Source organism: Novosphingobium sp., from assembly GCF_024642085.1.
In the GTDB taxonomy this organism is placed as follows: domain Bacteria; phylum Pseudomonadota; class Alphaproteobacteria; order Sphingomonadales; family Sphingomonadaceae; genus Novosphingobium.
Window position 1 is genome coordinate 13021 of sequence record NZ_JAHEBV010000003.1, and the last position, 25118, is coordinate 38138.

Consider the following 25118-nt stretch of genomic DNA (forward strand, 5'->3'; position numbering starts at 1 on the left):
TCCTTTGAATGTCATCTAATGTGTTTGCTGGGCCTTGAGGCGAGCTTGCAGCAGATCGCTGCGGCCGCTGGCCGGGGCGATGGTCGATCCGCCATCGAGCTTGATCGTCGTGCCGGTAATATAGTCAGCCGATGGCGCAGCAAGGAACAGGCAGGCCCGCGCGACATCTGCCGGAGTTCCAGCGCGGCCGACCGGAACGGTCGCGCCGTATTGTGCCAACCCGTCCTCACCCAGCACCGCCAAGGCGCGAGCACTAGCTACCAGCCCCGGGTTGATCGCGTTGACGGTGATGCGCTCACCCACCACGTCGCAGGCCGCGCCGCGGACAAAGGCATCGAGCGCGGCTTTGGCCATGCCGTAAGCAGTCATATTGGCTACCACGGAATAGGTCCCGTTGACCGAGCCGATTGCGATGAACCGACCGCCGCCGCTCGCTTGGGCAAGATGCGGCCGCCCCGCTTGCAGCAGCCACCAGGCTGCTTTGGCGATGCTGGCGAACCCTGCTTCCAAATCTTCGTCGCTGACTGCGCCAAGCCCGCCGTGCGCGATCTCCGCAGCGCAATGGACGATCACGTCGACCCCGCCGAACGCCGCGACCGTTGTCGCAACAAGTGCGTCGCATTGCGCATGGTCTTTAACGTCGAGCTGAAACGCCTGCGCATTCCCGCCAGCGTCGCGGATCGCCGCCAATGCCTCCTCGGCATAGGACATGGTCCGCGCTCCGATCATGACCTTGGCACCGGCAGCGGCAAAGGCTTCGGCGATCCCACGCCCCAACCCGCGCCCGGCACCGGTTACGATCACGCGCGTCCCTGCAAACTCGCTCACGCAGCTTGCTCCTCGAATAGGGCCACAAGTCCAGGTGCCGACGGCTTCATCGAAGGGGTGCGCGGAAAATCGGCGACGATCCGATAGTGGACCGGCACTTGATAGGCGATCAGCCGCTCCTTTAGGAAAGCCTTGAGGCTCTCGGGATCCGGTGCAGCAGCTCCATCACGCAAAATGATCGCCGCAGCCGGAACCGCGCCCAGCCGTTCGTCGGGAACGCCCACGACGGCTGCCTCCCGTATCGCCGGATGCTGGTGCAGCGCCTTGACCACATCGTCCGGGTGGACCTTGAAGCCGCCGCGAATGATCGCGTTGTCTGACCGGCCCCGAATGAACAGGAAGTTGTCAGGATCGAGCACGGCGCGGTCGGTGGTGCGCAGCCATGCCTTGCCGCCAAGCCGGTAATCAGGACCAAGCTGATCCCCTTTCAGCTCGAGCAGACCTTCTTCGCCAAGCGGCACCTCGGCTCCGCTCTCCGGATCGACGACGCGGGCAGCTATATTGGCGTGAATCCGCCCGACCGACCCGTGTTTGGCCTGCCAATGCTGCTTGAATTCATCGAGCGTCCAGCCCGCGATGGCTCCTGCAAACTCGGTCGCGCCATAGTTGCCCAGGATCGGCACCCCGTATTTCTTATAGAACGCATCGACCAGCTCGGGCGCCAGCGGCGCTGTTCCGCTGATCATGGCTGACAGACTCGACAAGTCGGCCGGGTCGACATCGGCCTCGAGCAGCATCCGCACCGCCGACGGCACCGCCGGCGCAACCTTTGGCCGGTTGCGGCGCACTGCATCGAGCCAGGTTTCGACGCTGAACCGCTCAAGCAAGGTAATCTTGCGGCCCGCCATCAATGCGCCGATGCAGCCGTAGATGCCGCCGATATGGGTCAGCGGATTCGCAACCATTGTGACGCCTGATCGCAATTGCGACTGATCGGCGAATTCGCGGCCGCGCTCGTAGCGAGTAAAGCCGGCGAAGCTTTCGTCAAAGGCTGCACGGGTCAGCGGGATACGTTTGGGCGCGCCGGTAGTGCCGCTGGTCAACATCTCGATCGCCACACCCGGCGACATTTCGAGCGCACATTCCGGAATTTCGCGACCGGCAAGCAGCCGAACTCCTTCGAGCCGAGGGCCGATCACAATCACCGCGGTCCCGCCGCGGGCAAAAGATTCGGCAATACCGGGCCGGGCCACATCGGTTTCGTCGGCGATGATGACCGGCAGATTGAGGCCTTCGATATCTTCAAACAACTTGGCATCGGGGAGAACCGGATTGAGCGAAACGAGGCAGCGGTCGCTGGAAAGCACCGCCAGGATGGCGGCCACATGTCCGGGCCGGTTGCGTAGCATGATCCCGGTTCGCGCTTCGGCGGGAAGCTGCATCGATTCGAGCGCGGCCTCGATTGCCCCGACGACGCGGGCAAGATCGCCCCAGCTGTAATCCTTGCCCTCGAAATCGATCTCCGCGCGGGCCGGATCGAGCGCCATGATTGCGAGTAGTTTCTCGGTGATTTGCGCCATCAGATTGCCAGACCTCCGGCTGCTTCGATAATGTTGCCGGTTACCCAGCGCGCTTCCTCGCGGCACAGCATCAAGACCGCTCCGGCAATGTCTTCGGGCTGCCCCATCCGTCCCATCGGGGTAATCTTGGCATTACCTTCGTCGAAGCCCGGGCGCTTGCGCAGCTCGGCAATAAAATCTGTTGCGACCGCGCCGGGCGCAATCAGATTGCAGGTGATCCCGCGCTTGGCCAGTTGAGTTGCGGTGGAAAAGGTCAGGCTCTGTAGGGCCCGTTTGGTCATCGCGTAACCTGCCGCGAAATGCTGCGCCAGCTTGCCAGAGATCGAGCCGATGTTGACCACCCGGCCGCAATCGCGCAGCCGTGGCAAGGCAGCCTGGGTTACCAAGTATGGCCCCTTGGCATTGACCGCCATCATCTGGTCAAACAGGTCTTCCGAACCGCCCTTCAGGCTGGCGTCCTGACCGCCGCTGCCGACCCCGGCATTGTTGATCAGGATGTCGAGGTTTGGTGCCAGTCCGAAAGCCGAGTCGCATTCGGCAAACATTCGCGCGATTGCCGCGCTGTCCGACACATCGGCTCTGATCGCGATAGCCTTGCCGCCTGCTGCGGCTACCTCGGCGACCAGCGCATCCGCCGCTGCATCTCCGCTGCGATAACTGAACGCCACACGCGCGCCTTCAGCAGCCAGCTGGCGAACGATCGCGGCACCGATCCCGCGCGCTCCGCCAGTGACGAGCGCAGTTTTTCCATCAAGGCATCCCATCCACCGATTGTGCAGACATATCTCACCTAGTGCAATAACTCTTTCGCAGGGATGATCTCTTGGACTTCACTTCCACGCTCTGAGCGCGCGCAGCATCCGTTCGAAGTGCTTCGGATTCCACACGTCCTGATCTTCGCCCCAGCCGATCTTGCCGTCAAAGTCCCAGCGCATCAGTTGATTGGTGCCATAACCAGCCTCGCTCATCCGGCTGACTGCGGTGCCTTCGGCAGTCATGGTCCGACCGGATGTGTCGACCAGTTCGACCTGCATATGACTGCACCAGCCGGTTTGCGGATCACGGAATGCGCGCATCCGGCACTTCGCAGAATCGAGATTGCCGTATGTGCCATCGCACAACAGGTAACCGCCGTTCATCGGGCTCCAGCCCTCGACATCGCCGTCCTGCGACCGAACGAAACCGAGAAATCCGCTGCTGCCATCGGCATGGCCAAAAATGTACTGAATCCGCCCGCGCCCACGTTCACGTTCGATTTCGCGCCAGCGTGCGCCGCCAGGATGCCTGACCCGATCAAGATCGCTGGCGTAGCTCTGCTTGCGGCTTTGCGCGTAAGGCCCGCCGCGCGGGCCCCAGGTGCGGTCGCGCACGCTCCACGAATCGATCGCGATATCCTCGCCATCAAGCCGCATTGTGCCGACGATATGGCCAAGCTGATCGTAATGCGGGGTCGTAATGAACGGCGGCTCACCCGGTTCGAAGCGGCGCGGGGGATGCGCACCAGTGTGAACGAAATCGAGCGCGAAATCGCGGTCCCTGTCTTCATACTGCAGGTGATACTTCATTCCGGGCTCGAGCATCTTGAGGCTGTAACCGCCGCCGGGGAAAGTAATCTCGCGCAGGTCGGGATCGGCCGGCATCGCCGCCTCCTCGACCTTTCGGTAATAAGCCATGCGAGCCGGATCGTAACCGCGTTCATCCCAAGCGAATATCCGCCAGGTGCACGTCTGGCGATTGGGATAGTACGGGGTGTGGATCCAGCACCCGATCTTGCGGGCCGGCACATTGAATGACCACCAATTTGTCTCTGTCTCGTACGGATCGTCGGAGAGTTGATGGTAGCAATCATCCTCCGGCTTGAAGGCGTATATATCTTTGGCAGGTGTGATCATCTGGCTCGCTTTCGGCTTAGACGAGCTTAATGGTATACCTGGTTATACAGGTTTGAAAGCGCGTTCAGCCGATTGCGTCGGCATAGGCGCGGGCGACCCGTGCCATCGCCATATCGATCAGCCCGCCTTGCCCGGATAAGACCGCCCGAGCAGCTTCCAGCCCCGTCAAAGGATCGGCTATGGCGTCACCAAAGAACCTCGGTTCACGGCCTTGCCACCGGACCAGGCCCCCGGCTGCTGCGCAATCATCGCCAAAGCCTACGCGGGCCGCACCGTGACCTGCGAATCCATGTGCAGTGATCGCTACCCAAGTCAGGTGGGGATAAGCTTCGGGAGCCAGCCCAAGCCTATCCAGTGCGGCCGCGCGGGCGCTGGTTACGAGCACATCCGCGCTGGCTACCTCTGCCAACAATCGCGCCCGACCTGCATCGGTGCGCAAGTCGAGCGGCAGCCGTGCCTTGCCAGAGTTGATCATGGCGTCGAGCCTGGGCGAGCTGACAGGAGTAGGATCGGGCCGGCCCAGGCTTTCAATCCGCAGCACCTCCGCTCCGGCGCGTACAAGCAATCCCGCACACAATGGTCCGGCCCACAATGCGCTGAGATCGACGACCTTGCCCGGAGCCTTGCAACCGATAGCGGCAAGTGGCTGCGATGGACTTTCACCAACCAAGGCTACCGGAAGCTGCAATTCAACGGCGCGGTCGCGCAGTGTTTCTGCGCTGCCTTTGCTCGCTTCGGCTTCCACGCAGGCCCACGGCTCGCCGCTACGCCCGGTCAGTGCGGGAATAACTTCGACATCCTCATCGCGTGCGAGATTGAGCGCGATCCATCCGTCCGTGCATTCGATCATGCGGCACGATCGGTTCGCCGACGTGAGACCAGGCTCTGCAAGTCCATGCGGCGCATCGCGCGTCAGCATTTCCTCCGGACTCAGACCGAGCCCGGCAAGACGTTCTGCCAGAAATGCGTGCAAGCGCTGCTTCACGGTTCGATCGCGTGGAGCAGACCCCAGTCGAGCGCCTGCTTCGCGCCAAGTCGTTGTGCGGTGAGGACCAGCCACATCAGCCGGTGGCGCCCGATTGCCCGCGCGAGGCTGACAGTTCCGCCGGCTCCGGGGATCAGCCCCATGCTAAGCTCGGGCAACTGGATGATCGTGTCCGGTGCGCCGATTCTCCGAAACGCGGCGGCCGGCACTTCGATTCCCGACCCGATGCAGGCGCCGTGGAGGTACACGGTGGCCCGGTCGCCCAAGCGATGGAGCAGCGCCGCGCAGGAGCGTTGCGTGCGAATGATATGGGCGCGGGCTAGGTCGCGGGCGCTGCCGAACTCCGCCAGATCGCCGCCAGTGGAGAAGCAGCGGCCATCAGCTCGAAGATTGAGGCTCGGGCCGCTCTGGTCCTCCAATACATTTGCGAGGCTCTCAAAGAGGGCATCGCGCATCGCTGCGGTCATTGCATTGCGGTTGTCAGGCGAGGCGAGCGTCAAAGTCACGCACGAGCCTTCACGCTCATACCGGACAGGCGAGGCCGACTGTTCGCCGCTGCTGCCGCGTGGCGAACATGCCAGCCAGTTCGCGAACTCAGCTCCGCCCAGCAGCACTGAATAGGCGAGCGACTCCATTTCAAGTGCCGCCTCGAAATCAAGCTGCTCGCCAATCCGGAGTACTCGCGAAAGCACGGCAGTAGCCACGGGATTGCGTGCTGCCATTCCGCTCGCCGTGTCCAGTTGCGCGGCCAGCCGGCCAGGAGCAACTCCCACCCATGGCACAGGCGGCCCAGGCCGCGTGGTCACCATGACATCGAATGCTGCAGGATCGAGTCCGGGCAATGCTCCGGCACGATCCACTGCAATGCGCACCCCAACTTCGCTGGAAAAGCTCGAAGCCTCTGCTTCGACCACATTCAACGGCGAGCCTGATAGCGGCGAAATCGCCTCAGCGTCGAAAAGGCTGGTTGGGGCAGGTGCCATTGCTGGCATCATCGGCCTAACTCCACCGGGAGACAATGGCTGCGCCGAACTGAGGTTCACACACGCCGCGCGGCCGATCTCAATCGAGCGATTCCACCACACGCTGGCCTTCGCCTTCACTCGCCCAAGTGGCATTGGCGTTGTTGAGATGAAGCCGCCAGTGCGCCACCGCGCCCTCGACATCCCCCGCCTCGATCAAACCGACGACTTTCTGGTAAGACTTGAGGCCCGCTCGCGAGCTCTTGGCCCTGAATTCTACTGAGTGTGGGTGCCGCTTCTGATAGCCGCGCTGGTGCTTGTCGGCCAGCGACAGCAGCATCCGGTTGAGAAACGTCAGAGTTTTCAAACCGGTTGCGGATACCAGGCTGTGATGAAAATCCTCCACCATATCGACGAAGTCATCGTATTTTCCGGCGTTGATCAAGGCTTCCATCCGGCCGACTACGTCATGAATGCCGCGCATCGATCCGCGGCCCTTGTCGGTTGCCAGCCAGCGCACCACCGAAGGCTCGATTGCCAGGCGGGCCTGATAAAGATCAGCGATCGTCGTGCCCTGCGATTCCAGCACATATCCCGCATAGCGCGAGACCAGTTCGACCGACGGCTTGTGGACTTTGGCGCCAGTGCGTGATCCGCGCACCACGCTGATCAGTCCTTCGGCTTCGAGAATTCGAAATGCCTCGCGCAATGTGGGGCGCGATATTCCCAGCGAGTCCATCAACTGGCCTTCCGGGGGCAGCGTATCGCCTTCAGTCAATTCACCGCGGACGATTTGCGCCCGGATTTTATCGGCCACGATTTCGCTGGTCTTGGGAACATGGATGCGCTGACTAACGCTTGTCTCGCCTAGCGGCATAATCTGCAACTCCTGCGCGCAAAGCCACGCCTTGTGTCACAAGATAGTAAACTTGGTTTTATAACTAAAGCGGTAATTTAGGGGGTGGAAAATTAGCCGCCGAACGCCAAGCCTTCGTTGAGCGTCCATTTGCCGTTGCGTCCACGGACCCAGCCGCCAGCAGCACAAGTTCCGCCGTCAACTGGCAGCACCACACCTGTTACATAGCTGGCCAGCGCCGAGCAAAGGAAAACCGCTGCATCGCCGCATTCACTGTCGATCCCTTCGCGGCCGAGCGGGATCAGGCGGTTCATCGCATCCACCTGATCGGGTGGGATTTGACGCCAGCTTTCTGGATCGACCGGGCCCGCGCGATTGCCTTGGTTGCCCGGGGTTACTGTGTGATCGGGCGCCATGCAGTTGACGCGGATGCCGTGGCCGGACAGCTCGATTGCCATCGACTTTGTAAAGCTGACCATCCCGGCCTTGCACGCGGCATAGACCGCGAAATTGGGCGCAGCGCGCTCCGCTTCGATCGAAGCAATGTTGAGGATCGCCCCGCCCCGCCCTTCGCGGATCATGATCGGCGCGGCGGCATGGGTTGCGGCAAGCATCGAAACCAGGTTGATATCGATATGCCGCCGCCAGCTTCGTTCGCTTTGTTCAAGGAACGGGCGGCCCGATACACCGCCGGCATTGTTGACCAGTATATCGAGCCGACCAAAGCGCGCATCGGTGGCCGCGATTGCACTTCGCAGCGCGTCAGTATCCATCGCGTCGCCGGGCAGGACCAGTGCTTCACGGCCAAGTTCGGCAATCCGCGCGGCGGTTTCTTCGGCGCGTTCCGGGATGATCTCGAATATCGCAATGTCAGCACCCGCTGCCGCCAGTGCCAGCGCGATTGCCCGCCCGATCCCGCCGCCGCCGCCGGTCACGAACGCGACCTGCCCATCGAGCCGGCCGCGCTCAGTCATCGAGGCCTATCCCCATCACTGCACCGGTAATATAGGCGGCGTAGTCGCTGGCGAGATAGGCTACGAGATTGCCCAGGGTGGCATCATCGGCGCTTGTCAGTACGGTGTTTACCCGGATCCCGTCGCGGGCCCATTCGACGCCGAGAGTCTTGGTGAGATTGCCCAGTGCACCCGCCGCCGCAGCATGGTCGCTGCCGAGCGCCTGCTCAGTCGCCCCGACAAACACGACCGATCCGCCTTTGCCCAAGGCGCGCTGCGCGGCGGCGAATTCCTTCGCCAGCATAAACCGCTGATCGAGCCCGGCATAGAGCGACGCGCGCCATTCGGCGTGGCTGAGTTCATGCGCCGGTTTGGCCAATGTCGGCGCGGCAACGTGGATCAGTACATCGGCGTCGCCCTCGTCCACCAGCGCTGCCCCCTGCGCGGTCAAAGCGGCAACGATGGCCGGGCTTTCACCCACCAGCCGGACGCTCATCGCGCTGAGCCAGCCCATCAGCGCCACCCCCATGGGCCTTCGGCGCGTTCGCGCGGCGGGACGAAGTCGGGCATCATCAATGAACGCCGCAGACTCTCACCGCCATCCTGGACAATGACCTGCCCGGTCAAAGCGCCAAGGAGCGGCGTGCAGGTCATCGCCGAGAGCCAGCCAAACTCCCAGATCGAGCCGGTGCGGCCCGCAGGAATCATGTTTTGCAAGCTTTCGGTACCACCTTCGCGGCGTCCTGCGGTCGAGCTTTCGTGCGGGAAGAACCCGGCCGCAATGGCATTGACGCGGATGCCATAAGCGGCCCAGTCGCGCGCCATCTTTTTGGTCATGGTTGCCTGCGCGGTCTTGGCCGCAGCGGAATGGGCGTCACCGGGAAAGCCGGTCCAGATATACTGCGCCGAATTGTTGATGATCGCTCCTCCCTCACCCAGGGCGATCCGCCTGCGGGCAAACTCGCTGGAACACAGGAAAGTTCCGTCGATCGCGATCCGCGTCACTGCATTCCATGCGTTGACCGAAATGTCTTCTGCGAGCACCGGGAAGTTCGCCCCAGCATTGTTGGCGAGCAGGCTGACCGGCCCAAGAATGCGCTCGGCTTCATCGAAGGCCGCAGCGACCGCTTCCGGCAGCCGCACATCGCAACTCATACCGTGCGCTTTGACCCCCAGTTCCGCGATTCTTGCTGCTGCAACTTGCGCCTTTTCAAGGTCGCGGCCCATCACCGCAACATGCGCTCCGCCCTGCGCAAAGGCCATGGCCATCGCCAGCCCCATGCCCGATCCACCCCCGGTGACCAGCACCGTCTGCCCGGCAAACACATCTGCGGGATACGGCGGTTCATTGAACGGCGGCGGGGTCGCGATAATATGGTGGCTTGGAACCGGCATGCTCTAAACCTTGCGGAGCGCTGCATGGCCTGTCAAGACATAGATAACTAGGTGATACAGGAGAGAGAGTGTGACGATTGCCGCCGATCGCGACGCAATCCGCGACCTACTCGCGCGTTATACCTACAACGGCGATCGCGGCCGGGTAACCGACCTGGCCGCCTGCTTTGCCGACGATGGCGTGCTGGAATACCCTGGCAATGCGGCGACCGGTCCAGCGTCAATCGCGGCGGCGTTGTCAGAGGGTTCGGACCCCCGCAACCCGGCGCTGACTTTCGTGCGCCACCACATCACCAATCCGCTGATCGAGGTTGATGGCGATACCGCCACGGCACGTTCGTACTTCACTGTCCACACCGATATCGGCCCGGACCATTCGGGCACTTACAATGATCGCCTGATGCGCACTCCGGCCGGCTGGCGCTTTTCGCGGCGATTGGTGCGGGTCGATTGGCAAGCAGGTGGGTCGCTATTCCGAGCCATGGCCAGCCGCAAATCTATTTGACACCATGGTGTCATTTTGACACCATTGATCCATGAACGATTCGCATGCTGCCCCAGTCCAGTTACTCGACGCACTCGCCCGGCTGCAGGGGCGCTTGCGCGGCGCCTTCGCTTCAGTGCGCGAGGGAACCGGCCTGAACGACATGGAACACACCGTGCTGGCTGCGGTGGTCGAAGCCCGCGCCGCGCCGACTGTGCCGCAAATCGGCCGCGCACTGGGCCATCCGCGACAGGTCATCCAGCGCGCCGCCAGTCGTTTGAAAGACAAGGGCCTGATCACGTTCACCGACAATCCTGATCACAAGCGCGCCAGCCTGCTAAGTCCGACCGCTGCAGGATGTGCCGTTCAGGCCGTTGCAAACCGCAAAGCCGAAACAATCTCGGCCAGACTGCTCCAAGTGGTCACGCCCGAGCAGCTCACTACCGCAATCGACCAGATCGAGGCGATCCGCTCTGACCTTGATGCCGGCGCCAGAAAGGCCAAGCCATGACCGTCCCAGCCGAACTCGCTGATATTCCCAAGCTGACCGCATGGCTTGACGCCAACATTCCCGAACTGGGCGACGGCCCGCTCGAAGTCGAACAGCTCCACGGCGGCACGTCCAATGTAATCCTGACGTTGAATCGCGGCGGCAAGGACATGGTCCTGCGCCGCCCGCCCGCCGTCTCACCGCCCGGTGCCGAAAAGGGCGTATTGCGCGAGGCGCGGGTGCTGACGGCGCTCAACGGCACCCCGGTTCCCAAGCCCTATTGCTACGGTTCATGCTCCGACCCCGATGTTATCGGAGTGCCGTTCTATGTCATGGAGCGGGTTAGTGGCTGGGCCGCCGAATTGCGCGACGAGAAGATCTACAACCGCGCACCGTTCGATACCGCGCCCAGCGAATACGGCGTTGCATATGCGATGGTCGATGGGCTCGTGGCCCTGGCAAACGTCGATTACAAGGCAGTTGGCCTTGAGGATTTTGGCCGGGCCGATGGTTACCTCGAACGCCAAGTCGATCGCTGGGAAGGCCAGCTAAACAGCTATGCCAAGCTTTACGGCTACACCTATCGCGACATTCCCGGATTCACATACGCGCGCGACTGGCTGCGCGCGAACATCCCGGACGATTTTCGAGCTGGAATTATCCATGGCGATGTCGGCACGCCCAACGCCTTGTTCGCGTTCGACCGCCCCGCCCGATTGACCGCGCTGATCGATTGGGAGCTTTCGACCATCGGCGATCCGATGCTCGATCTCGCGTGGTTCACCAACAAGATGCGCGATGAGGAACATCCCGAGCGGATCGAACCCGGCGCTTTGTACGACATTGCCAACTTCCCCACCCGGCAGGAGCTTGCCCGCTATTACGCTGCCGGCACCGGGCGCGATCTGGCCAGTTTCGACTACTTCGCCGTGCTTGCGCTCTACAAGGGCGGCTGCATCCTTGAATACAAGGTCGCGCAGAGCGCTGCCGGGATCCTCTCGCGCGCGACCGGCCGGTTTTTCGACCGGCTCGTCACCACCAATTTCGCCAAAGCCGAAGAGCTGTGCCGCAAGGCCGGCTGAGGAGACACAGCATGTGGAATTTCCAGACCGACCCTGACTTCCAGCAACAGCTCGACTGGATGATGGACTTCGTCAAAACCAAGGTCGAGCCGCTTGATTTTCGTTTCCCTGGTCACGGCGCGCCTTACGATGTCGCTAACCAGGCCAGCCGTGCGGCAATCAAGCCCTTGCAAGATGAGGTCAAGACGCGCGGGCTGTGGGCCTGTCACCTTGGGCCGCATCTCGGCGGGCCCGGATTTGGGCAGGTCAAACTTGCGCTGATGAATGAGATTCTCGGCCGATCCTATTGGGCACCAACGGTATTCGGGACGGCCGCGCCCGATACCGGCAATGCCGAAATTCTTGCGATGTTCGGCACCGAGGAACAAAAGGCGCTGTACCTCCAGCCGCTGATGGACGGTGACATCGTCTCATGCTTTTCGATGACCGAACCGCAGGCTGGCGCCGATCCCAAAGAATTCATCTGCAAAGCCACCCGCGAAGGTGACGAATGGGTGATCGAGGGCGAGAAGTGGTTCTCTTCAAATGCCCGCTACGCCGAATTCCTGATCGTGATGGCGGTCACCAATCCGGAGAATCCGCCGCATGGGCGGATGAGCATGCTGATTGTTCCCACTACTACGCCGGGAGTAGAAATCCTGCGCAATGTCAAAGTGTTGGGTGACAGCCATGATAGCGACGAAGGGATCCACGCCTACATCCGCTATAACCGGGTCCGGGTGCCGCTCGATGCCATGCTTGGCCAGCCTGGCGAAGGCTTCAAAGTAGCACAGGCGCGGCTTGGCGGGGGCCGGGTCCACCATGCCATGCGCACCGTCGGCAAGTGCCAGCGCGCGCTCGACATGATGGTCGAACGCGCCAACTCCCGGCAAACGCAGGGTAAGCGACTGGCCGAACATCAGTTCGTTCAAGGCATGATCGCCGATAGCTGGATCGAGCTCGAGCAATTCCGCATGCTGGTGATGAAGACCGCCTGGACCATCGACGAAATCGAAGCCGGGCGCGTCCCGGCAATTGCCCCGCGCACGCTGATTGCCATGTGCAAAGTCCAGATGGCCAAGGTCTATCACGACATCATCCAGCGCGCGATCCATCTGCATGGCAGTCTGGGCGTGACGCAGGAGCTGCCGCTCGCCGATTGGTGGGGCGGAGTCGCCAGCCTCGCGCTTGCCGACGGACCGACCGAAGTGCACAAGGCGCAAGTCGCCAAAGCACTGCTCAAGCGCGGCGCGGCAGCGCCCGGGTTGTTCCCAAGCGAGCACATCCCGACGCGCATGGAGGCATTTGGTTGATGGATCCGTTGTTCGATTTCACCGGCAAGGTGGTGCTGGTTACCGGCGGCAGTCGAGGGCTCGGCTACCAGATGGTCAAGGCTTTTGCGGCGCGCGGCGCCGATGTGATCATTGCCAGCCGCAAGCTCGACAACTGCGAAAAGGTCGCTGATGAATGCCGTGCGCTTGGCCGCAAAGCGCTGGCGCTAGCCGCGCATGTCGGGCGCTGGGCCGAATGCGATGCACTGATTGAAGCTGCCTATGCCGATTTCGGACGGGTTGACGTGCTGATCAACAACGCCGGGATGTCACCCCCATGCGCCAGCCATGAGTTGAGCGAGAGCCTGTTCGATTCTGTGCTCAACCTCAACTTCAAGGGGCCGTTCCGGCTCGCCAGCCAGATCGGCCACCGCATGGCGCAGGGTGACGGCGGCTGTATCATCAACATCAGTTCGACCGGGGCGCTGATGGCGCTGCCCGGCGTTGTGCCCTACGGCGCTGCCAAGGCCGCGCTCAACGCGATGACAGTCTCGCTGAGCCGCGAGTATGCCCCCAAGGTGCGGGTAAACACGATCAGCGCCGGACCGTTCCTGACCGACATTGCCGATGCCTGGGATCCCAAACGGCGCGAGAAGCAGCCAGTTGCGCTCGGCCGCCCGGGCAACCCTGAAGAGATCGTCACTGCCGCGTTGATGCTGGCCAGCCCGGCCTCATCTTACACCACCGGCGCTTTGCTGCGGGTGGATGGAGGGCAGCAATGAGCACAAAGCACCTTATCGACCCAGATTTGCTACCAGGGCTCGAGATGTTCCCAGGGTTTGAATTCACCCAAGCGACATTGGAGCCTATTCGTGCGGCGATGGCTGCTGCTAGGATAGCGCAGCCTGCTCAACCGCTCGAAGCACAAGTCAGGATTATTGCAGGTCCGGCTGGGCCGCTCGAGGTCTATTGGTTTGACCCTCACCCCGGCCACTCCGGACGCGCGGCACTGCTCCACATTCACGGCGGCGGTATGGTGATTGGATCGGTCCGGAACATGCAAGCCGGTCCGTCGACCCTCGCTGCCAATCTTGGCATTCCGGTTGCTTCGGTCGAATACCGGCTCGCCCCCGAAACTCCGTTTCCGGGTCCACAGGAAGATTGTCTGGCGGCGCTTAGCTGGCTGGCAGAAAATGCTGCGGACCTCGGTATCGATCCGGACAGAATCGCAATCTGCGGTGAAAGCGCTGGCGGCGGGCTGGCTGCAGCAGTTGCGCTGATGGCGCGCGACAAAGGTGGGCCAAAGCTGGCCGCGCAAATCCTTACTTATCCGATGCTCGACCATCGAACGGGTTCAGCCGACTGTCACTATAGCAACCGCACGACCGGCGAATTCATCTGGACCAGAGCATCGAACCAGTTCGGTTGGGAAGCATTGCGCGGTACCTATGAGCCGACCGATTATCGCAAAGCCTGGTTCTCACCCAGTTTGGCCGATGACCTCGACGGATTGCCGCCAACCTGGATTGGCATCGGGGCACTCGATCTGTTTCTAGATGAAGACATCGAGTACGCGCGCCGCCTTGCCAGCGCAGGAGTGGAGATCGAGTTTCACTGCTATCCCGGTGCTTACCATGGCTTCAACATGTTTCCGCAAGCCAGCCCAACACGGGCCTACCACCGGGACCTTTCGAACGCGATCACCCGTGTACTTTCACTGGAACCGCAACAATGAGCGAGCCCCTTGTCTTGTTCGAGCGGGACGATTCAATCGTAACGCTCACACTTAACCGGCCCGACAAGCGCAACGCGCTGAACCTGGCTTTGTGGAGCGAGCTGGCGGCACATCTCGATTCGATCGAGGCAGCCGGCGACAATATCGGAGTGGTCATTCTGCGTGCAACGGGACCGGTGTTTTGCGCCGGCAACGATCTCAAAGAGCGCGGGGCCAAACTGCCCTCCCGCTACTATCAGGCGAAGATCGTCACCCGCCTCGCCGAACTGGCCCAACCGGTAATCGTCGCGGTGCAAGGTGGCTGCTTCACCGGGGGACTCGAACTGATCCTCGCGGGAGACATCATTGTCGCCAGCGAAAGCGCCAGCTTTGCCGATACCCACGGTAAATTCGCGCTGGTCCCAGCCTGGGGGATGAGCCAGCGCCTGCCGCGCCGGGTCGGGCAATGGAAGGCCCGCGAAATGAGCTTTACCGGGCTGCCGGTGTCAGGTGCCGAGGCGGCGCAGATCGGCCTTGCCAACCATTGCGTGCCCGACGCCGAACTGGATGCCAAAGTTCGCGCGCTGGCCGATGCCATCGCCAGCCAAAGCCGCCACAGTGTCTTCGCCTACAAGCGGCTTTATGCCGAGCAGGCCGACCTGCCGCTCGCCGCCGGATTGGCGCACGAGGTTTTTGCCAGTGCCGGCCTCGGCCCCGATTTTGCAGAACGGGTCAGCGGGCAATTCGGCACATGAGTTTCGAACTGGCCGGCAAGGGCTGCGTCGTCACCGGAGCAGCATCGGGAATCGGCAAGGCACTGGCCGAGCAGCTCCACGCAGCTGGCGCGCATGTGGTACTGGCCGATATCGATTTTAGGCGAACGCAGGACTTGGCTGGAACCCTGCCAGGTTCGACAGCGCTGCACTGCGATGTCAGCGATCACGCCAGCGTCGAAGCTTTGGCTGAAGCCGCCAAAATGCAGCTCGGCCAGATCGATCTGGTTTTCGCCAATGCCGGGACCATCATCAACGGCCCGCTGATCAAATCGACACCTGAAGAGTTCGACTGGCTGATGGGGGTCAACCTGCGCGGCGCGTGGTCGTCGCTTACGGTCTTCGCGCGAGCATTGCTCGATCAAGCTGCGGGTGGCCGGATCTGCGTCACCGCTTCTGAACATTCGCTCGGGCTGCAACACACCGGGGCGGGTATTTACACCGCGAGCAAACAGGCGGTGCTGGCTTTGGCCGAGGTATTGCGCGCCGAATTGCCGGATAAGGTTGCGATCAGCGTGTTCTGCCCCGGCCTGGTCGCGACTGGGCTGGCCGATGCGCCGCGCCCGGTGGGCCTGCGACAACCTAAAGAGCACCAACTGGCGCTTTCGCGTGCTGTCCAGGCGCGCGGGATGAGCGCCGATGAAGCCGCCGCAGCGGCAATCGCTGGCACTTGTCGCGGCGATTTCCTGATCGTCACCCATCCCAACTCGTTCGCACCGGCGCAGCGCCGCTTTGCCGATATCGAAGCTGCTTTTGCCGCGCAGGCCCCAGCAAGCGCAGAAACCGATCGTTACGATGTCGAACGCATTGTTGCCGAAGAACTCGCAATACAAAGGGCTGAATAAGATGCCGCGCGCCGTCATTGCCGACCAGTTCGGCCCTCCCAAGGTCTATGAGTTGCGCGAGTTGCCACAGCGCAACTTGTGCGCTGGCGAAGTCAGGGTGGCGATCAAGGCCGCCGGGATCAGCTATGTCGATGTGCTGACCGCCGAGGGTCGTTATCAGGTCAAGCCGCCGCTGCCATTCTGCCCGGGCAGCGAGGCGGCGGGGGTAGTGACTGAACTGGGTGAAGGTACCGCTCGCTTCGCGCTCGGCGATGAAGTGGTGATGAGCGGCTGGGGCGGCCTGTTTGCAGAAGAGGCCATCTTACCCGAACAATCCTTGCACGCGGTGCCTGCTGGCATGGACTTCGCAGAGGCCGCGGTCTTTCCGGTCAGTTTTGCGACCGCGTGGTATGCTCTGGTCGATCGCGGCCAGCTCAAGCCCGGCGAAACGCTGCTGGTATTGGGCGCAGGCGGCGCGACCGGCCAAGCCGCAGTGCAGGTCGGCAAGCATCTTGGCGCGCAGGTAATTGCTTCGGCCTCAAGCGAGCAAAAGCGAGAACTGGCGTTAGCTGCGGGTGCCGATGCAGTGATTGAAGCGCGCGCTGAAAATTGGCGCGAACAGGTCAAGCAAGCCAGCGCCGGTCGTCCGGTCGACGTGGTGTTCGATCCGGTCGGCGGCGACGAAACCGATCCGGCCTTCCGCTGCCTTGGCTGGGGCGGACGCCATCTGGTGATCGGCTTTCCCGGCGGGATCGCTGCGCTGCGAACCAATTTGCCGCTATTGAAAGGGGCAAGTCTGGTCGGGGTCGATATCCGCCAGTTTGGCGAACTGGAGCCCGCGCGTTCGGCTGGCAATCGCGCGGAGATCTTCCGTCTCGCCAGTCAGGGCGTGCTGCGTCCGGCGATTGCGAAATGCTATCCGTTCGAGCAATTCCGCGAAGCCATGGCCAATGCCGCATCGGGAGCCAGCGCCGGCCGGATCGTATTGACGATGGGTTAGGCCCAGGCGGCCTCGATCTTTGCCAGCCGATCCCGCCAACCGTTGCCGGGCACCAGAGCAGCAAATTCACTTGCAAAGCGCGAAACCAAATCAGCGACCGGCTCGACTTCGTCGATCAGCGCGACGCTTTGCCCCGCGCTCCAAATGTCGCGCCACGGGCGGACTCCATCGGGCATGGCGGTCTTGGTCGATGGGAGGGTTTTGGGATCGAGCCCGACTTGCTCGATCGATTGCCGCATCCAGTGCGCCGCTACTCCGTTCATCGCCGCCGAAACGACAATGTCGTCCGCGCCGGCGCTGGGGATCATGGCCCGGTGACCTTCGACAACTCCGGACTCGGGTGTGGCGATAAACCGCGTACCCATGCAGGCGATATCGCCGCCCAAGGCGAGCGCCGCAGCAACACCGTGAGTGTCGGCAATTGCACCCGCAACAATCAGCAAGCCATCGAAGGTCCGCCGGACCGCCGGCACAAACGCCATCGGCGAGAGAAACCCGGTGTGCCCGCCCGCTCCGGCGCAGGTCAGCATCAGTCCATCGACACCCGCCGCCAAGGCCTTCTCGGCGTGCCGCATGGTGGTGACATCGTGAACCAGTCGCCCGCCCCAGCCGTGGACCCGCTCCGCAAGTGCTCCCGGATCGCCGACGCTCGACAGCACCAGCGGAACTTTGAACTGGGCCAGCAGATCGAGCCTATGAGCCTGGGCAGGATCGGAACCCCAGCGGGCTGGAATATTGACAATCGGTGGCGCGCCGCCAATCCCGGCGAGCCGATCGAGATAGGCCGCAAACTCTTCGTCCGGGGTGGCACCGCCGCCTTGCCAGCCGCCGATCACGCCTGCCTCGCAGCACGCTGCGGCCAGCGGCACCGAAGAGGCAAAGCTCATCGGTGCGCACATCAGCGGCAGGGTCAGCTGTTCAAATAGCATCTGGTCCCGAGCGCCGGACGAATGTCATTTCCGCAGTCGTCACGACCGCGCCGCTGGCATCCTTGATCCACCCGTCGACTGTGGATCGCTGCGCGTCGATGGCCATAATCGTGCCGCCACACACGATCGGACCAGGCGACAAAGGCTGCCGATACCGGACCGAGTACTCTGTCATGTCCCAGGCGCCGGGAGTAAAGTGCAGCGTCGCGGCGCGCAGCAAGTGAGCACAGCCCAGCCAGCCATGCACCACCACATCAGCAAATCCCTGCCCCTGCATCATCGCCTGATCCCAGTGCTGGGGAAGGTAGTCATTCGCCGCACCGGCATAACGGACCAGATCCTGCCGGGTGATGATTAGCGCCAGCTCGGGCAGGCAATCGGCTTGTGGCATGGTCAAAAGCTCACCAAGCTGGAGGCTACCCGTCCGACCAATTGCCCGGCTTCATCGCGAAGCAGCATTTCGGCGGTTTGAAACAGCATCGGCCCCCGGCGGCTCTGCTTGAGAACTGCATCACGGTAGTAAGACGTGGCGAACAGGACGTCGCCTGGCCGGATCGCTGCAACCAGTTCGACCGCATCGTCGCTGTGCAGCATCGATTTAAACGGCACGTCGCGTTCGAAAAGATCGCCGCCCATGCCCTCGCTTTGAAGTGCCGAGATGAAAGTTGGCGGCGCTTCGTCGCCTTGGACGTACCCCGGCCAGGTTTCGCCGCAAGCCCGCGCATATCGGCGCAAGTCGCTGCGGTCGATCTCGAAGCGGACCGCGGGCAACTCCGTCCCGATCCTTGCCTTGGCCCGCGCCAGAGCCGCGTTCGCCGCATCGCTTGATGCAGCTGCAACGTCCGGTTCAGAAGCGGTCTTCGTCATCCCGCCAACAGCGCCTTGATCTCACGCCGGAGCAGCTTGCCCATTTCATTGTACGGCAGGCTGGGAGCAAAGATGATCTTCTCTGGCACGCGGCTTGACCGCAGCCTGGCGCGGACCAGTTCGCGGAGTTCAGCCTCAGCGGGCTGCTCGCAGCCGCCGCGAACTACTACCGCGATGCCGACAGCTTCACCCCATTCGTGGCTCGCGACCGCGACTGCAGCGACGTCGGTAATGGCGGGGTGGTCGAGCAGGACGTCTTCGATCTCGCCGGGCGAAATGTTCTCGCCCCCGCGCACAATCACATCGTCGGCCCGGCCCGCCAAGAACAGGTAGCCATCGGCGTCGAGATAACCGGCATCGCGGGTCGGGAACCAGCCGTCGGCGTCGAGCGCACTGCGTTCGCGGTATTCGCCAGACACCTGATCACCGCGAACGTAGATCTCACCGGCCTGACCGACCGGCAGAACCCGGCCATCCTCGTCACGAATTTCCAGCTCGATGGTCGGCAACGGCTTGCCGACCGAAGCCAGTCGCGCGCGCTGGGCGGGATCGCTTGCTGCATGTGCCCGGCGATGCTCTTCGGGTCCAAGCAACGCTACCGTCGAACTTGTTTCGGTCAGGCCATAAGCATTGGTGAACCCGCATTCCGCGAACAAATCGAGAGCATGATGAATAAGTTCGAGTGGCATCTTGCCGCCGCCATAGGCAATTGCGCGAAGCGACGAGACATCGGCGCGCACACCTTTGTCCATCGCCTGAATAATCCGGCTGAGCATGGTCGGCACGACAAACGCATTCGACACTTTTTCAGCGTCAACCAGTTTGAGCCAGTCCTCCGGCGCGAAACTGGGCAGCAGCACAATCCGGCGCTGCGCATAGATCGATGACACGAGCGCGGCGATTCCGGCGATGTGATAGGGCGGCACCGATACCAGCGCGGCATCGGCCTCGTCGGCAGAAGCGAAATCGACGGTGCCAAGAATATAGGAGACCAGGTTCGCGTGGCGCAAGATCGCGGCCTTGGGCGCGGCCGTCGTGCCGCTGGTGAACAACTGGATCGCGATCCCCTCGCCCGCGTCGGGCACCTCGCTGCCAGCCACCGCCTCAAGCGCGGCAAGGGTGAATTCAGACCGCGGATAAACGGTATGTCCGGCATCAGCCGAAAGCCGCTCGAGCCGGGAAACATCGCCGACAACCAGAGCCGGTGTGATCCGCGACAGCAGCGCACTCAGATCGGCATCGGGCAGGCGGTAATTGAGCGGGCAATAAGGCACTCCCGCCAGTGCTGCCCCGAATAAGGCAATGACCGCAGCCTCGCTCGATTCGTCAAGCAGCGCAACGTGGCTCGCCCCGCTCGCGCGGATCAGCGCGCAGGCGCCGTGTGCCGCCGCGTCAAGCTCGCTATAGGTCCAGCGCTTGCCATCGCAGACCAGCGCAACCCGGTCGGGCGCTGCGCCCGCTGCCATTTCCAGAAAGAGTGCAAGGTTCATGCAGGCCGTTTCAATCCGAGGCGGGAAGCGGCTTGGCTTCCTTGAGCACCAGTGCAACGCCATCCAGCGCCATCGATCCCTTGCCCGGTTTGACACACAGCAGTTCGACGGTACCGGCCTCATCGACATAGCGTTTGCCGACAATCGATCCCGCCGCAAAATCGCCGCTGAGATCGGCGGTTTCGCTGCCGCCTTCGGTCATCGGCGCACCGCCGCACTGGACCGTGCCCTCACCGCAGCGGATCACGACAGCCTCGGTATCGCAGGCGGCGCTCTTCAATCTGGAACCTGGCTTCACTAGCTCTCTCCCACAAGTCGCGTTGTTTCAGCGCTGGCCATGCTGACATAGTCGCGTGCGGCCTGTTCGAACAGAGCCGCAACACGGTCCACGTTTGCAATTTTTTCCGGATCGGCGATCACCCCCATATCGAGATTATCGCCGCTGCGCCTTGAAGTGATATTGAGGAAGCGGCCGCTGCCGATGATCGGGACGGGGTAATTGTGCAGCTGACGGTACCCGGCGACACTGCGTTGTCCAGCCGGCCCGGGGACGTTCGACAGCGTGACATTGCCTGGGAGCACGCGCCCCCCGCCCGCAGTGCGCTCGGTAAACATCGCCCTGCGATCGCGTGCCCCGAACGGCTTCTCCGGAGCATCGAGCAACGCCTCGTCGTGGCCGGTCCGGCGCATTTCGGCTGCCATCGAAGCCTGGATTGCCCGGAGTCGCTCGATTGGATCAGCGAGGTGTGTGGCGAGGTGCGGGTGTTGCGCGACAATGCGGTTGCCGAACTTGCCATGCTCGTCGCGGCGATAGCTGCGCGCCGAATTGACCACTAGCGGCGTCGCGGGGAGATCATCGATCTCGATCAGGTACTGGCGTAGAGCTGATGCGGCGCAGGCCAGAAACAGGTCGTTGATCGTGGCATCCAGCGCTTTGGCGGTCGCTTTGAAACTGGCCAGCAGCAGGCTAAGCGTGGTGTAGTTGCGCTGCTGCGAGGTCGGTGCGCTCATCCTCAGCACCGGTGTTTCAGCACGTCCGTCAGTCAACTCCTCGAGTGCAGCCAACGCCTCCTTGCGCAGCGCCGATTTCGCCCCACGAAGCGGCTCTTCGGCGATGAACCACGCCTCGGACAGAGTTTGCCAATCTGCCGGATCGGGCAGTTCAGCGTCGGCGGACCGGACCGCTGCCTGCGGCACCTCATCGCTCAACAAACGCAACACTTCCTGAAACCCAATGCCGTCCGCAACCGAGTGGTGCACCTTCAGGTACAACGCAGCGCGGTCGCCGGGCAGTCCATCGAACAGGTGCGCCATGAACGGCGGCCGGGCCAGATCGAGCCGCTTGAGGTTGAGCTTCGCTACGGCTGCATGCAGCGCCGCTTCGTCTGGTGTCAGGGTGATTTCGCGGACGAGATGCGTGGTCATGTCAGCGCATGCCAGATCGGCCCAAACGTCCGAATCGTAGCCGTCAGGGGCCAGAACCAACTGAGCAAGCAGCGGCGTTGCCGGGAGCCGTTCGGCAAAGTGGCGACGCAGCCGATCAAGCATTCCGGGCTTATCGGCTTCTGGCACTTCAAGCAGCAGCAACGCACCGACATGCATCGGCGAAGCGTCGGTTTCCGACAGGATCATGAAATGATCGTCAGGACGCAATCTCCGCACCCCGGGAGCAAGATCGAGATTGGCCACGACGGTTACCAACCGGCAAGCTCTGCCGCACGCGCGCGGTGCTGCGCTGGACTGGCGAGCCAGGCCCGGTCGTAGACCGAGCGGCGGAACCAGTAGTTGAGGCCGTATTCCCACGTATAGCCAATTCCGCCATGCGAAGCGATCGCGGCGCGGGTGGTGCGAGTATAAACCTCGCACAAGTGCGCCTTGGCCATCGCTGCTGCCCGCGTCGCATCAGGCAGATTGGCATCCCAGGCATATGCCGCGTACCAGACCAGCGCGCGCGATGGTTCGACATCGAGCGCCATTTGCGCAAGCTGGTGCTTGAGCCCCTGGAACCGCCCGATCGGCTGACCGAACTGGGTACGTTCCTTGGCATAGTCGACCGAGATATCGGTGCAATGCTGCGCTCCGCCAAGTGCATCGGCGGCGATCAGCACCAATGCCGCATCACGGATTCGCTGGACCAAGGGATCGCCTGCAGCGCAGATCGGGTGCACTGCAACGTCACCAAACTGCACCCGCGACACGGGACGACTGCGATCAGTGGCGATGACTGCTTCGATTGTCACTCCGTCGCCCGCTTCGATCAGCCGCAAACCTCCGGCACCATCGTCAGTCAGGAACAGATGCGCCGCTCGCGCACTCTGCACGAGATCGCTATCGAGCGCGAGCGTTGACACCAGCTCGCCGCTGGCGATCCGCGGCAGCAGGTTGCGGGTTTCAGCGTCACTACAATTGGCCACAGCGATCGCGGTCAGGATTTGCCCAATCAGCGGACCCGGCGCGGCCTTTTCGCCAGCGACCTCGCACACCAGCGCAGCATCGAGCAGTCCCAGCCCGGCTCCGCCCTCACTTTCGGGGAGCGCCAGTCCGCCGATACCGAGTGACATCAGCGTTTCCCAGCTCGCCGGATCGAAGTCGTCGTCGCCGCCTGCAAACTTGTGCAACTGCTCCATGCCCCAGCAATCACCAAGTGTGCCGCGCACGGCATCCTGGATCGCAACCTGTTCCTCGGAAAGATGAAACCGCACCGCTTATTTCTCCGCAGCCATAGCCAGATCACGCGGCAAACCGAGTCCGCGCTCACCAATGATGTTGCGCTGGATGTTGCTCGCGCCGCCGGCGATCGAATTGCCGAGGCTACCCATGATCTGATCGAGCCATTTGTTCGGCCCGCGCGGCCCCCGGGGTCCGCGACCGCCCGCACCGGCAGGTTCGATCATGCCCGCTTCACCGATCAGGTCCTGCGCCAGAAGCGCGACGTCGTGGCCGATTTCAGTGAGCAGCAGCTTCATCATCAAATGGACACGGCCAGGATCTTCGCCGGCAGCGGCGCAGGAAAACAGGCGGAAGCTGGTGTAGCGATGCGACAGCACCCGGCCTTCAATTTCGGCCAAACGGTCGCGCACCAGCGGATCACCGATCCGGCCCATTTCCTGCGCGAGTTCGACCAGCTTGCGAAATTGGCTGCCTAGCCCATCGGCGCTGCCAATACTGGCCCGCTCGTGCTTGAGCGTGGTGCGGCTGACGTACCAGCCCTGCCCACGTTCGCCGACTTGCCAGGCAACCGGTGCCTCGGCATTGTCGAAGAAGAATTCGCAAAAGGTGTGCGCACCCTCTTCACCGGTCATCTGCCGGATCGGCCGCCGCGTAACGCCGGGCTGATCGAGGTCCATCAGTAGATAAGTGATTCCATCGTGCTTGGCTGCATCGGGCTCGGTGCGAACCAGCATGAACATGTGGGTCGATTGCATGCCCTGGCTGGTCCAGATTTTCTGGCCGTTGATGATCCACTTGGTTCCGTCGGGCGACAATTCACCCTTTGTCCGGACCGAAGCCAGATCGCTGCCCGAGCCGGGCTCGGAATAGCCCTGCCCCCAGATGTATTCCCCTTCGATCGTCCGCTGAATGAACAGGTCCTTCTGCTCGTCCGTGCCCTTTTCGAGCAAGGTCGGCACGGTCATGTTGACCCCGTTGCCGCCGACTTCCATCGGCGCGCGAGCCTTACCGAACTCTTCGCGAATCACCTGCGCGCGGATGACGTCGACGGGCTGCTCGGAGCCACCATAGCGCTTGGGCACCGAGCGATAGAGATAACCGCGATCGATCGCGCTGCGGCGAAAATCGCCGGCGAACTGCTTGAGTTCGCTGCCGCGCCGCTCGCCCGGTTGCCAGCTCTCGGTCAGGAACACGCGGACTTCCTTGCGGAAGGCCTCGGCCTCTGCTCCATAGCTCAGGTCCATCGCATCCACTCCCACGCGGCACTTGCACGCCTTGCCATGCTATGCCTTACTTGTATTACTAGGTCAACTATCTCAAGCTGATGGAGCATCCGTGAGTCAAGCACCTGAGCACCCATGGCCGCCTCGATATTACGAGGCCGACGGGGAAACTTACTCCCCGACCGCGCTGTCCCGCAGCCCGTGGGATATGCGGGCAATTGCAGGCGGTCCGGTCAGCGCCCTGCTCGCGATTGGTGCCGAGGATAGCGTACTCGCTGTTGATTTTGAGATCGCCCGGTTTCAGGTCGACATATTCGGCAAAGTGCCCAACCAGCCGCTGACCATGTCGGGCGAAGTACTGCGCGATGGTCGTCAGACCAAGCTCCACCGCATAACGCTCCTGGCCGATGCAAAGCCGGTGGCGCAGGCGCATGTGCTGCGCGTCCGGCGCCTGGCCGCTCCGATTTTTGAAGTTCCGCACGACTATCCCGACCCGGAAACAATCCCGGTCCAGGAAGGGCCACGCTCTGCGCGCATGGCTGGCGCGATTACGTTGCGCCGCGTGCTCGGCGGTCCGGGCATTCCCGGGCGCGGGGTTTCGTGGCTAAGCATGGAAGGTGAAGTGATCGGCGGGCAAACACCGTCGAATTTCGTCAAGGCCTGCCTGTTCGCGGATTTCGGCAACGGCTTTGGCAATGCCACCAACGCGGGTGAATGGAGTTACGCCAACCTCGACATCACGATCCAGTTCCTGCGCATGCCGCTGGGTAACTGGTTCCTGCTCGATGCCGAAACCCATATGGCCGGGAACGGCCACGGCACTGCGCGCAATGTGTTTGCCGACGAACAGGGTGTTTACGCTCGCGGCTTTCAGACGATTTTCGTCGCACCCGGGCACCTGTCGGAAAGCTCGCCGCAATCGCCTAGATAA

General features: G+C 62.6%; 28 protein-coding genes. 10 read left to right on the forward strand and 18 right to left on the reverse strand.

Annotation, left to right across the window (positions count from 1 at the left end):
- Positions 1–15 precede the first annotated feature (15 nt).
- From Q0L62_RS01830 to Q0L62_RS01875, 10 genes are all read right to left on the reverse strand, one after another.
- Positions 16–828, reverse strand: a complete 813-nt coding sequence (locus tag Q0L62_RS01830; protein ID WP_296675595.1) for an SDR family oxidoreductase — start codon at positions 826–828, stop codon at positions 16–18.
- The gene (locus Q0L62_RS01835; RefSeq protein WP_296675598.1) at positions 825–2348 is read right to left on the reverse strand and encodes a class I adenylate-forming enzyme family protein; all 1524 of its coding nucleotides are present in this window, start codon (positions 2346–2348) and stop codon (positions 825–827) included. The genes Q0L62_RS01830 and Q0L62_RS01835 overlap by 4 nt, the downstream gene beginning before the upstream one ends.
- Positions 2348–3112 (reverse strand): SDR family oxidoreductase, encoded by a 765-nt coding sequence (locus Q0L62_RS01840; RefSeq protein WP_296675601.1) that lies wholly within the window; start codon positions 3110–3112, stop codon positions 2348–2350. Before Q0L62_RS01840 ends, Q0L62_RS01835 begins: the two co-directional genes overlap by 1 nt.
- Before the next feature lie 66 nt (positions 3113–3178).
- Positions 3179–4240: a hypothetical protein gene (locus Q0L62_RS01845; RefSeq protein ID WP_296675605.1), complete on the reverse strand. Its 1062-nt coding sequence runs from the start codon at positions 4238–4240 to the stop codon at positions 3179–3181.
- A gap of 64 nt (positions 4241–4304) precedes the next feature.
- Positions 4305–5225 (reverse strand): CoA transferase, encoded by a 921-nt coding sequence (locus Q0L62_RS01850; protein ID WP_296675607.1) that lies wholly within the window; start codon positions 5223–5225, stop codon positions 4305–4307.
- Positions 5222–6208 (reverse strand): enoyl-CoA hydratase/isomerase family protein, encoded by a 987-nt coding sequence (locus tag Q0L62_RS01855; protein ID WP_296675609.1) that lies wholly within the window; start codon positions 6206–6208, stop codon positions 5222–5224. Before Q0L62_RS01855 ends, Q0L62_RS01850 begins: the two co-directional genes overlap by 4 nt.
- A gap of 79 nt (positions 6209–6287) precedes the next feature.
- Positions 6288–7064, reverse strand: coding sequence for a GntR family transcriptional regulator (locus Q0L62_RS01860; protein WP_296675613.1), 777 nt, complete (start codon positions 7062–7064; stop codon positions 6288–6290).
- A gap of 92 nt (positions 7065–7156) precedes the next feature.
- Positions 7157–8017 (reverse strand): SDR family NAD(P)-dependent oxidoreductase, encoded by an 861-nt coding sequence (locus tag Q0L62_RS01865; RefSeq protein ID WP_296675616.1) that lies wholly within the window; start codon positions 8015–8017, stop codon positions 7157–7159.
- On the reverse strand, positions 8010–8510 hold the full coding sequence (locus tag Q0L62_RS01870; RefSeq protein WP_296675957.1) for an SDR family oxidoreductase: 501 nt from the start codon (positions 8508–8510) through the stop codon (positions 8010–8012). The genes Q0L62_RS01865 and Q0L62_RS01870 overlap by 8 nt, the downstream gene beginning before the upstream one ends.
- A complete protein-coding gene (locus Q0L62_RS01875; RefSeq protein WP_296675619.1) occupies positions 8510–9391 on the reverse strand; it encodes an SDR family oxidoreductase in 882 nt (293 codons plus the stop codon). Before Q0L62_RS01875 ends, Q0L62_RS01870 begins: the two co-directional genes overlap by 1 nt.
- Before the next feature lie 70 nt (positions 9392–9461).
- Between Q0L62_RS01875 and Q0L62_RS01880 the strand changes: the two genes are divergently transcribed.
- The 9 genes from Q0L62_RS01880 to Q0L62_RS01920 are packed head-to-tail and all read left to right on the forward strand — an operon-like array spanning position 9462 to position 17008.
- Positions 9462–9896 carry a nuclear transport factor 2 family protein gene (locus Q0L62_RS01880; protein WP_296675622.1) on the forward strand — a complete coding sequence of 145 codons (435 nt, stop codon included), beginning with the start codon at positions 9462–9464 and terminating at the stop codon, positions 9894–9896.
- Between the two features lie 31 nt (positions 9897–9927).
- The gene (locus tag Q0L62_RS01885) at positions 9928–10386 is read left to right on the forward strand and encodes a helix-turn-helix domain-containing protein (protein WP_296675625.1); all 459 of its coding nucleotides are present in this window, start codon (positions 9928–9930) and stop codon (positions 10384–10386) included.
- A complete protein-coding gene (locus Q0L62_RS01890; RefSeq protein WP_296675628.1) occupies positions 10383–11447 on the forward strand; it encodes a phosphotransferase family protein in 1065 nt (354 codons plus the stop codon). The genes Q0L62_RS01885 and Q0L62_RS01890 overlap by 4 nt, the downstream gene beginning before the upstream one ends.
- Before the next feature lie 11 nt (positions 11448–11458).
- Positions 11459–12739 carry an acyl-CoA dehydrogenase family protein gene (locus Q0L62_RS01895; protein WP_296675630.1) on the forward strand — a complete coding sequence of 427 codons (1281 nt, stop codon included), beginning with the start codon at positions 11459–11461 and terminating at the stop codon, positions 12737–12739.
- Positions 12739–13479 (forward strand): SDR family NAD(P)-dependent oxidoreductase, encoded by a 741-nt coding sequence (locus Q0L62_RS01900; RefSeq protein WP_296675633.1) that lies wholly within the window; start codon positions 12739–12741, stop codon positions 13477–13479. The genes Q0L62_RS01895 and Q0L62_RS01900 overlap by 1 nt, the downstream gene beginning before the upstream one ends.
- The gene (locus Q0L62_RS01905) at positions 13476–14432 is read left to right on the forward strand and encodes an alpha/beta hydrolase (protein WP_296675635.1); all 957 of its coding nucleotides are present in this window, start codon (positions 13476–13478) and stop codon (positions 14430–14432) included. The genes Q0L62_RS01900 and Q0L62_RS01905 overlap by 4 nt, the downstream gene beginning before the upstream one ends.
- Positions 14429–15166: an enoyl-CoA hydratase-related protein gene (locus Q0L62_RS01910; RefSeq protein WP_296675638.1), complete on the forward strand. Its 738-nt coding sequence runs from the start codon at positions 14429–14431 to the stop codon at positions 15164–15166. The genes Q0L62_RS01905 and Q0L62_RS01910 overlap by 4 nt, the downstream gene beginning before the upstream one ends.
- The gene (locus Q0L62_RS01915) at positions 15163–16029 is read left to right on the forward strand and encodes an SDR family oxidoreductase (protein WP_296675641.1); all 867 of its coding nucleotides are present in this window, start codon (positions 15163–15165) and stop codon (positions 16027–16029) included. The genes Q0L62_RS01910 and Q0L62_RS01915 overlap by 4 nt, the downstream gene beginning before the upstream one ends.
- Position 16030: 1 nt before the next feature.
- On the forward strand, positions 16031–17008 hold the full coding sequence (locus Q0L62_RS01920) for an NADPH:quinone oxidoreductase family protein (protein ID WP_296675643.1): 978 nt from the start codon (positions 16031–16033) through the stop codon (positions 17006–17008).
- Here the strand turns inward: Q0L62_RS01920 and Q0L62_RS01925 are convergent.
- From Q0L62_RS01925 to Q0L62_RS01960, 8 genes are read right to left on the reverse strand one after another with little or no spacing between them, the layout of a single operon-like run.
- Positions 17005–17895: a nitronate monooxygenase gene (locus Q0L62_RS01925; RefSeq protein WP_296675646.1), complete on the reverse strand. Its 891-nt coding sequence runs from the start codon at positions 17893–17895 to the stop codon at positions 17005–17007. The two genes, Q0L62_RS01920 and Q0L62_RS01925, sit on opposite strands and share 4 nt — an antisense overlap.
- Before the next feature lie 31 nt (positions 17896–17926).
- Entirely contained in the window at positions 17927–18328 is a 402-nt protein-coding gene (locus Q0L62_RS01930) for a MaoC/PaaZ C-terminal domain-containing protein (RefSeq protein ID WP_296675960.1), read from the reverse strand.
- 2 nt (positions 18329–18330) lie between these two features.
- Entirely contained in the window at positions 18331–18804 is a 474-nt protein-coding gene (locus Q0L62_RS01935; protein WP_296675648.1) for a MaoC family dehydratase N-terminal domain-containing protein, read from the reverse strand.
- Entirely contained in the window at positions 18801–20294 is a 1494-nt protein-coding gene (locus Q0L62_RS01940) for a class I adenylate-forming enzyme family protein (protein WP_296675651.1), read from the reverse strand. Before Q0L62_RS01940 ends, Q0L62_RS01935 begins: the two co-directional genes overlap by 4 nt.
- A 10-nt stretch (positions 20295–20304) precedes the next feature.
- The gene (locus tag Q0L62_RS01945) at positions 20305–20592 is read right to left on the reverse strand and encodes a hypothetical protein (RefSeq protein ID WP_296675654.1); all 288 of its coding nucleotides are present in this window, start codon (positions 20590–20592) and stop codon (positions 20305–20307) included.
- Complete coding sequence (locus tag Q0L62_RS01950; protein ID WP_296675657.1) at positions 20592–21983, reverse strand: wax ester/triacylglycerol synthase domain-containing protein; 1392 nt, start codon at positions 21981–21983, stop codon at positions 20592–20594. Before Q0L62_RS01950 ends, Q0L62_RS01945 begins: the two co-directional genes overlap by 1 nt.
- 5 nt (positions 21984–21988) lie before the next feature.
- Positions 21989–22996: an acyl-CoA dehydrogenase family protein gene (locus Q0L62_RS01955; RefSeq protein WP_296675660.1), complete on the reverse strand. Its 1008-nt coding sequence runs from the start codon at positions 22994–22996 to the stop codon at positions 21989–21991.
- Between the two features lie 3 nt (positions 22997–22999).
- A complete protein-coding gene (locus Q0L62_RS01960; RefSeq protein ID WP_296675663.1) occupies positions 23000–24208 on the reverse strand; it encodes an acyl-CoA dehydrogenase family protein in 1209 nt (402 codons plus the stop codon).
- Between the two features lie 91 nt (positions 24209–24299).
- On the opposite strand from Q0L62_RS01960, the gene Q0L62_RS01965 reads away from it, so the two are divergent.
- On the forward strand, positions 24300–25118 hold the full coding sequence (locus Q0L62_RS01965; RefSeq protein ID WP_296675666.1) for a thioesterase family protein: 819 nt from the start codon (positions 24300–24302) through the stop codon (positions 25116–25118).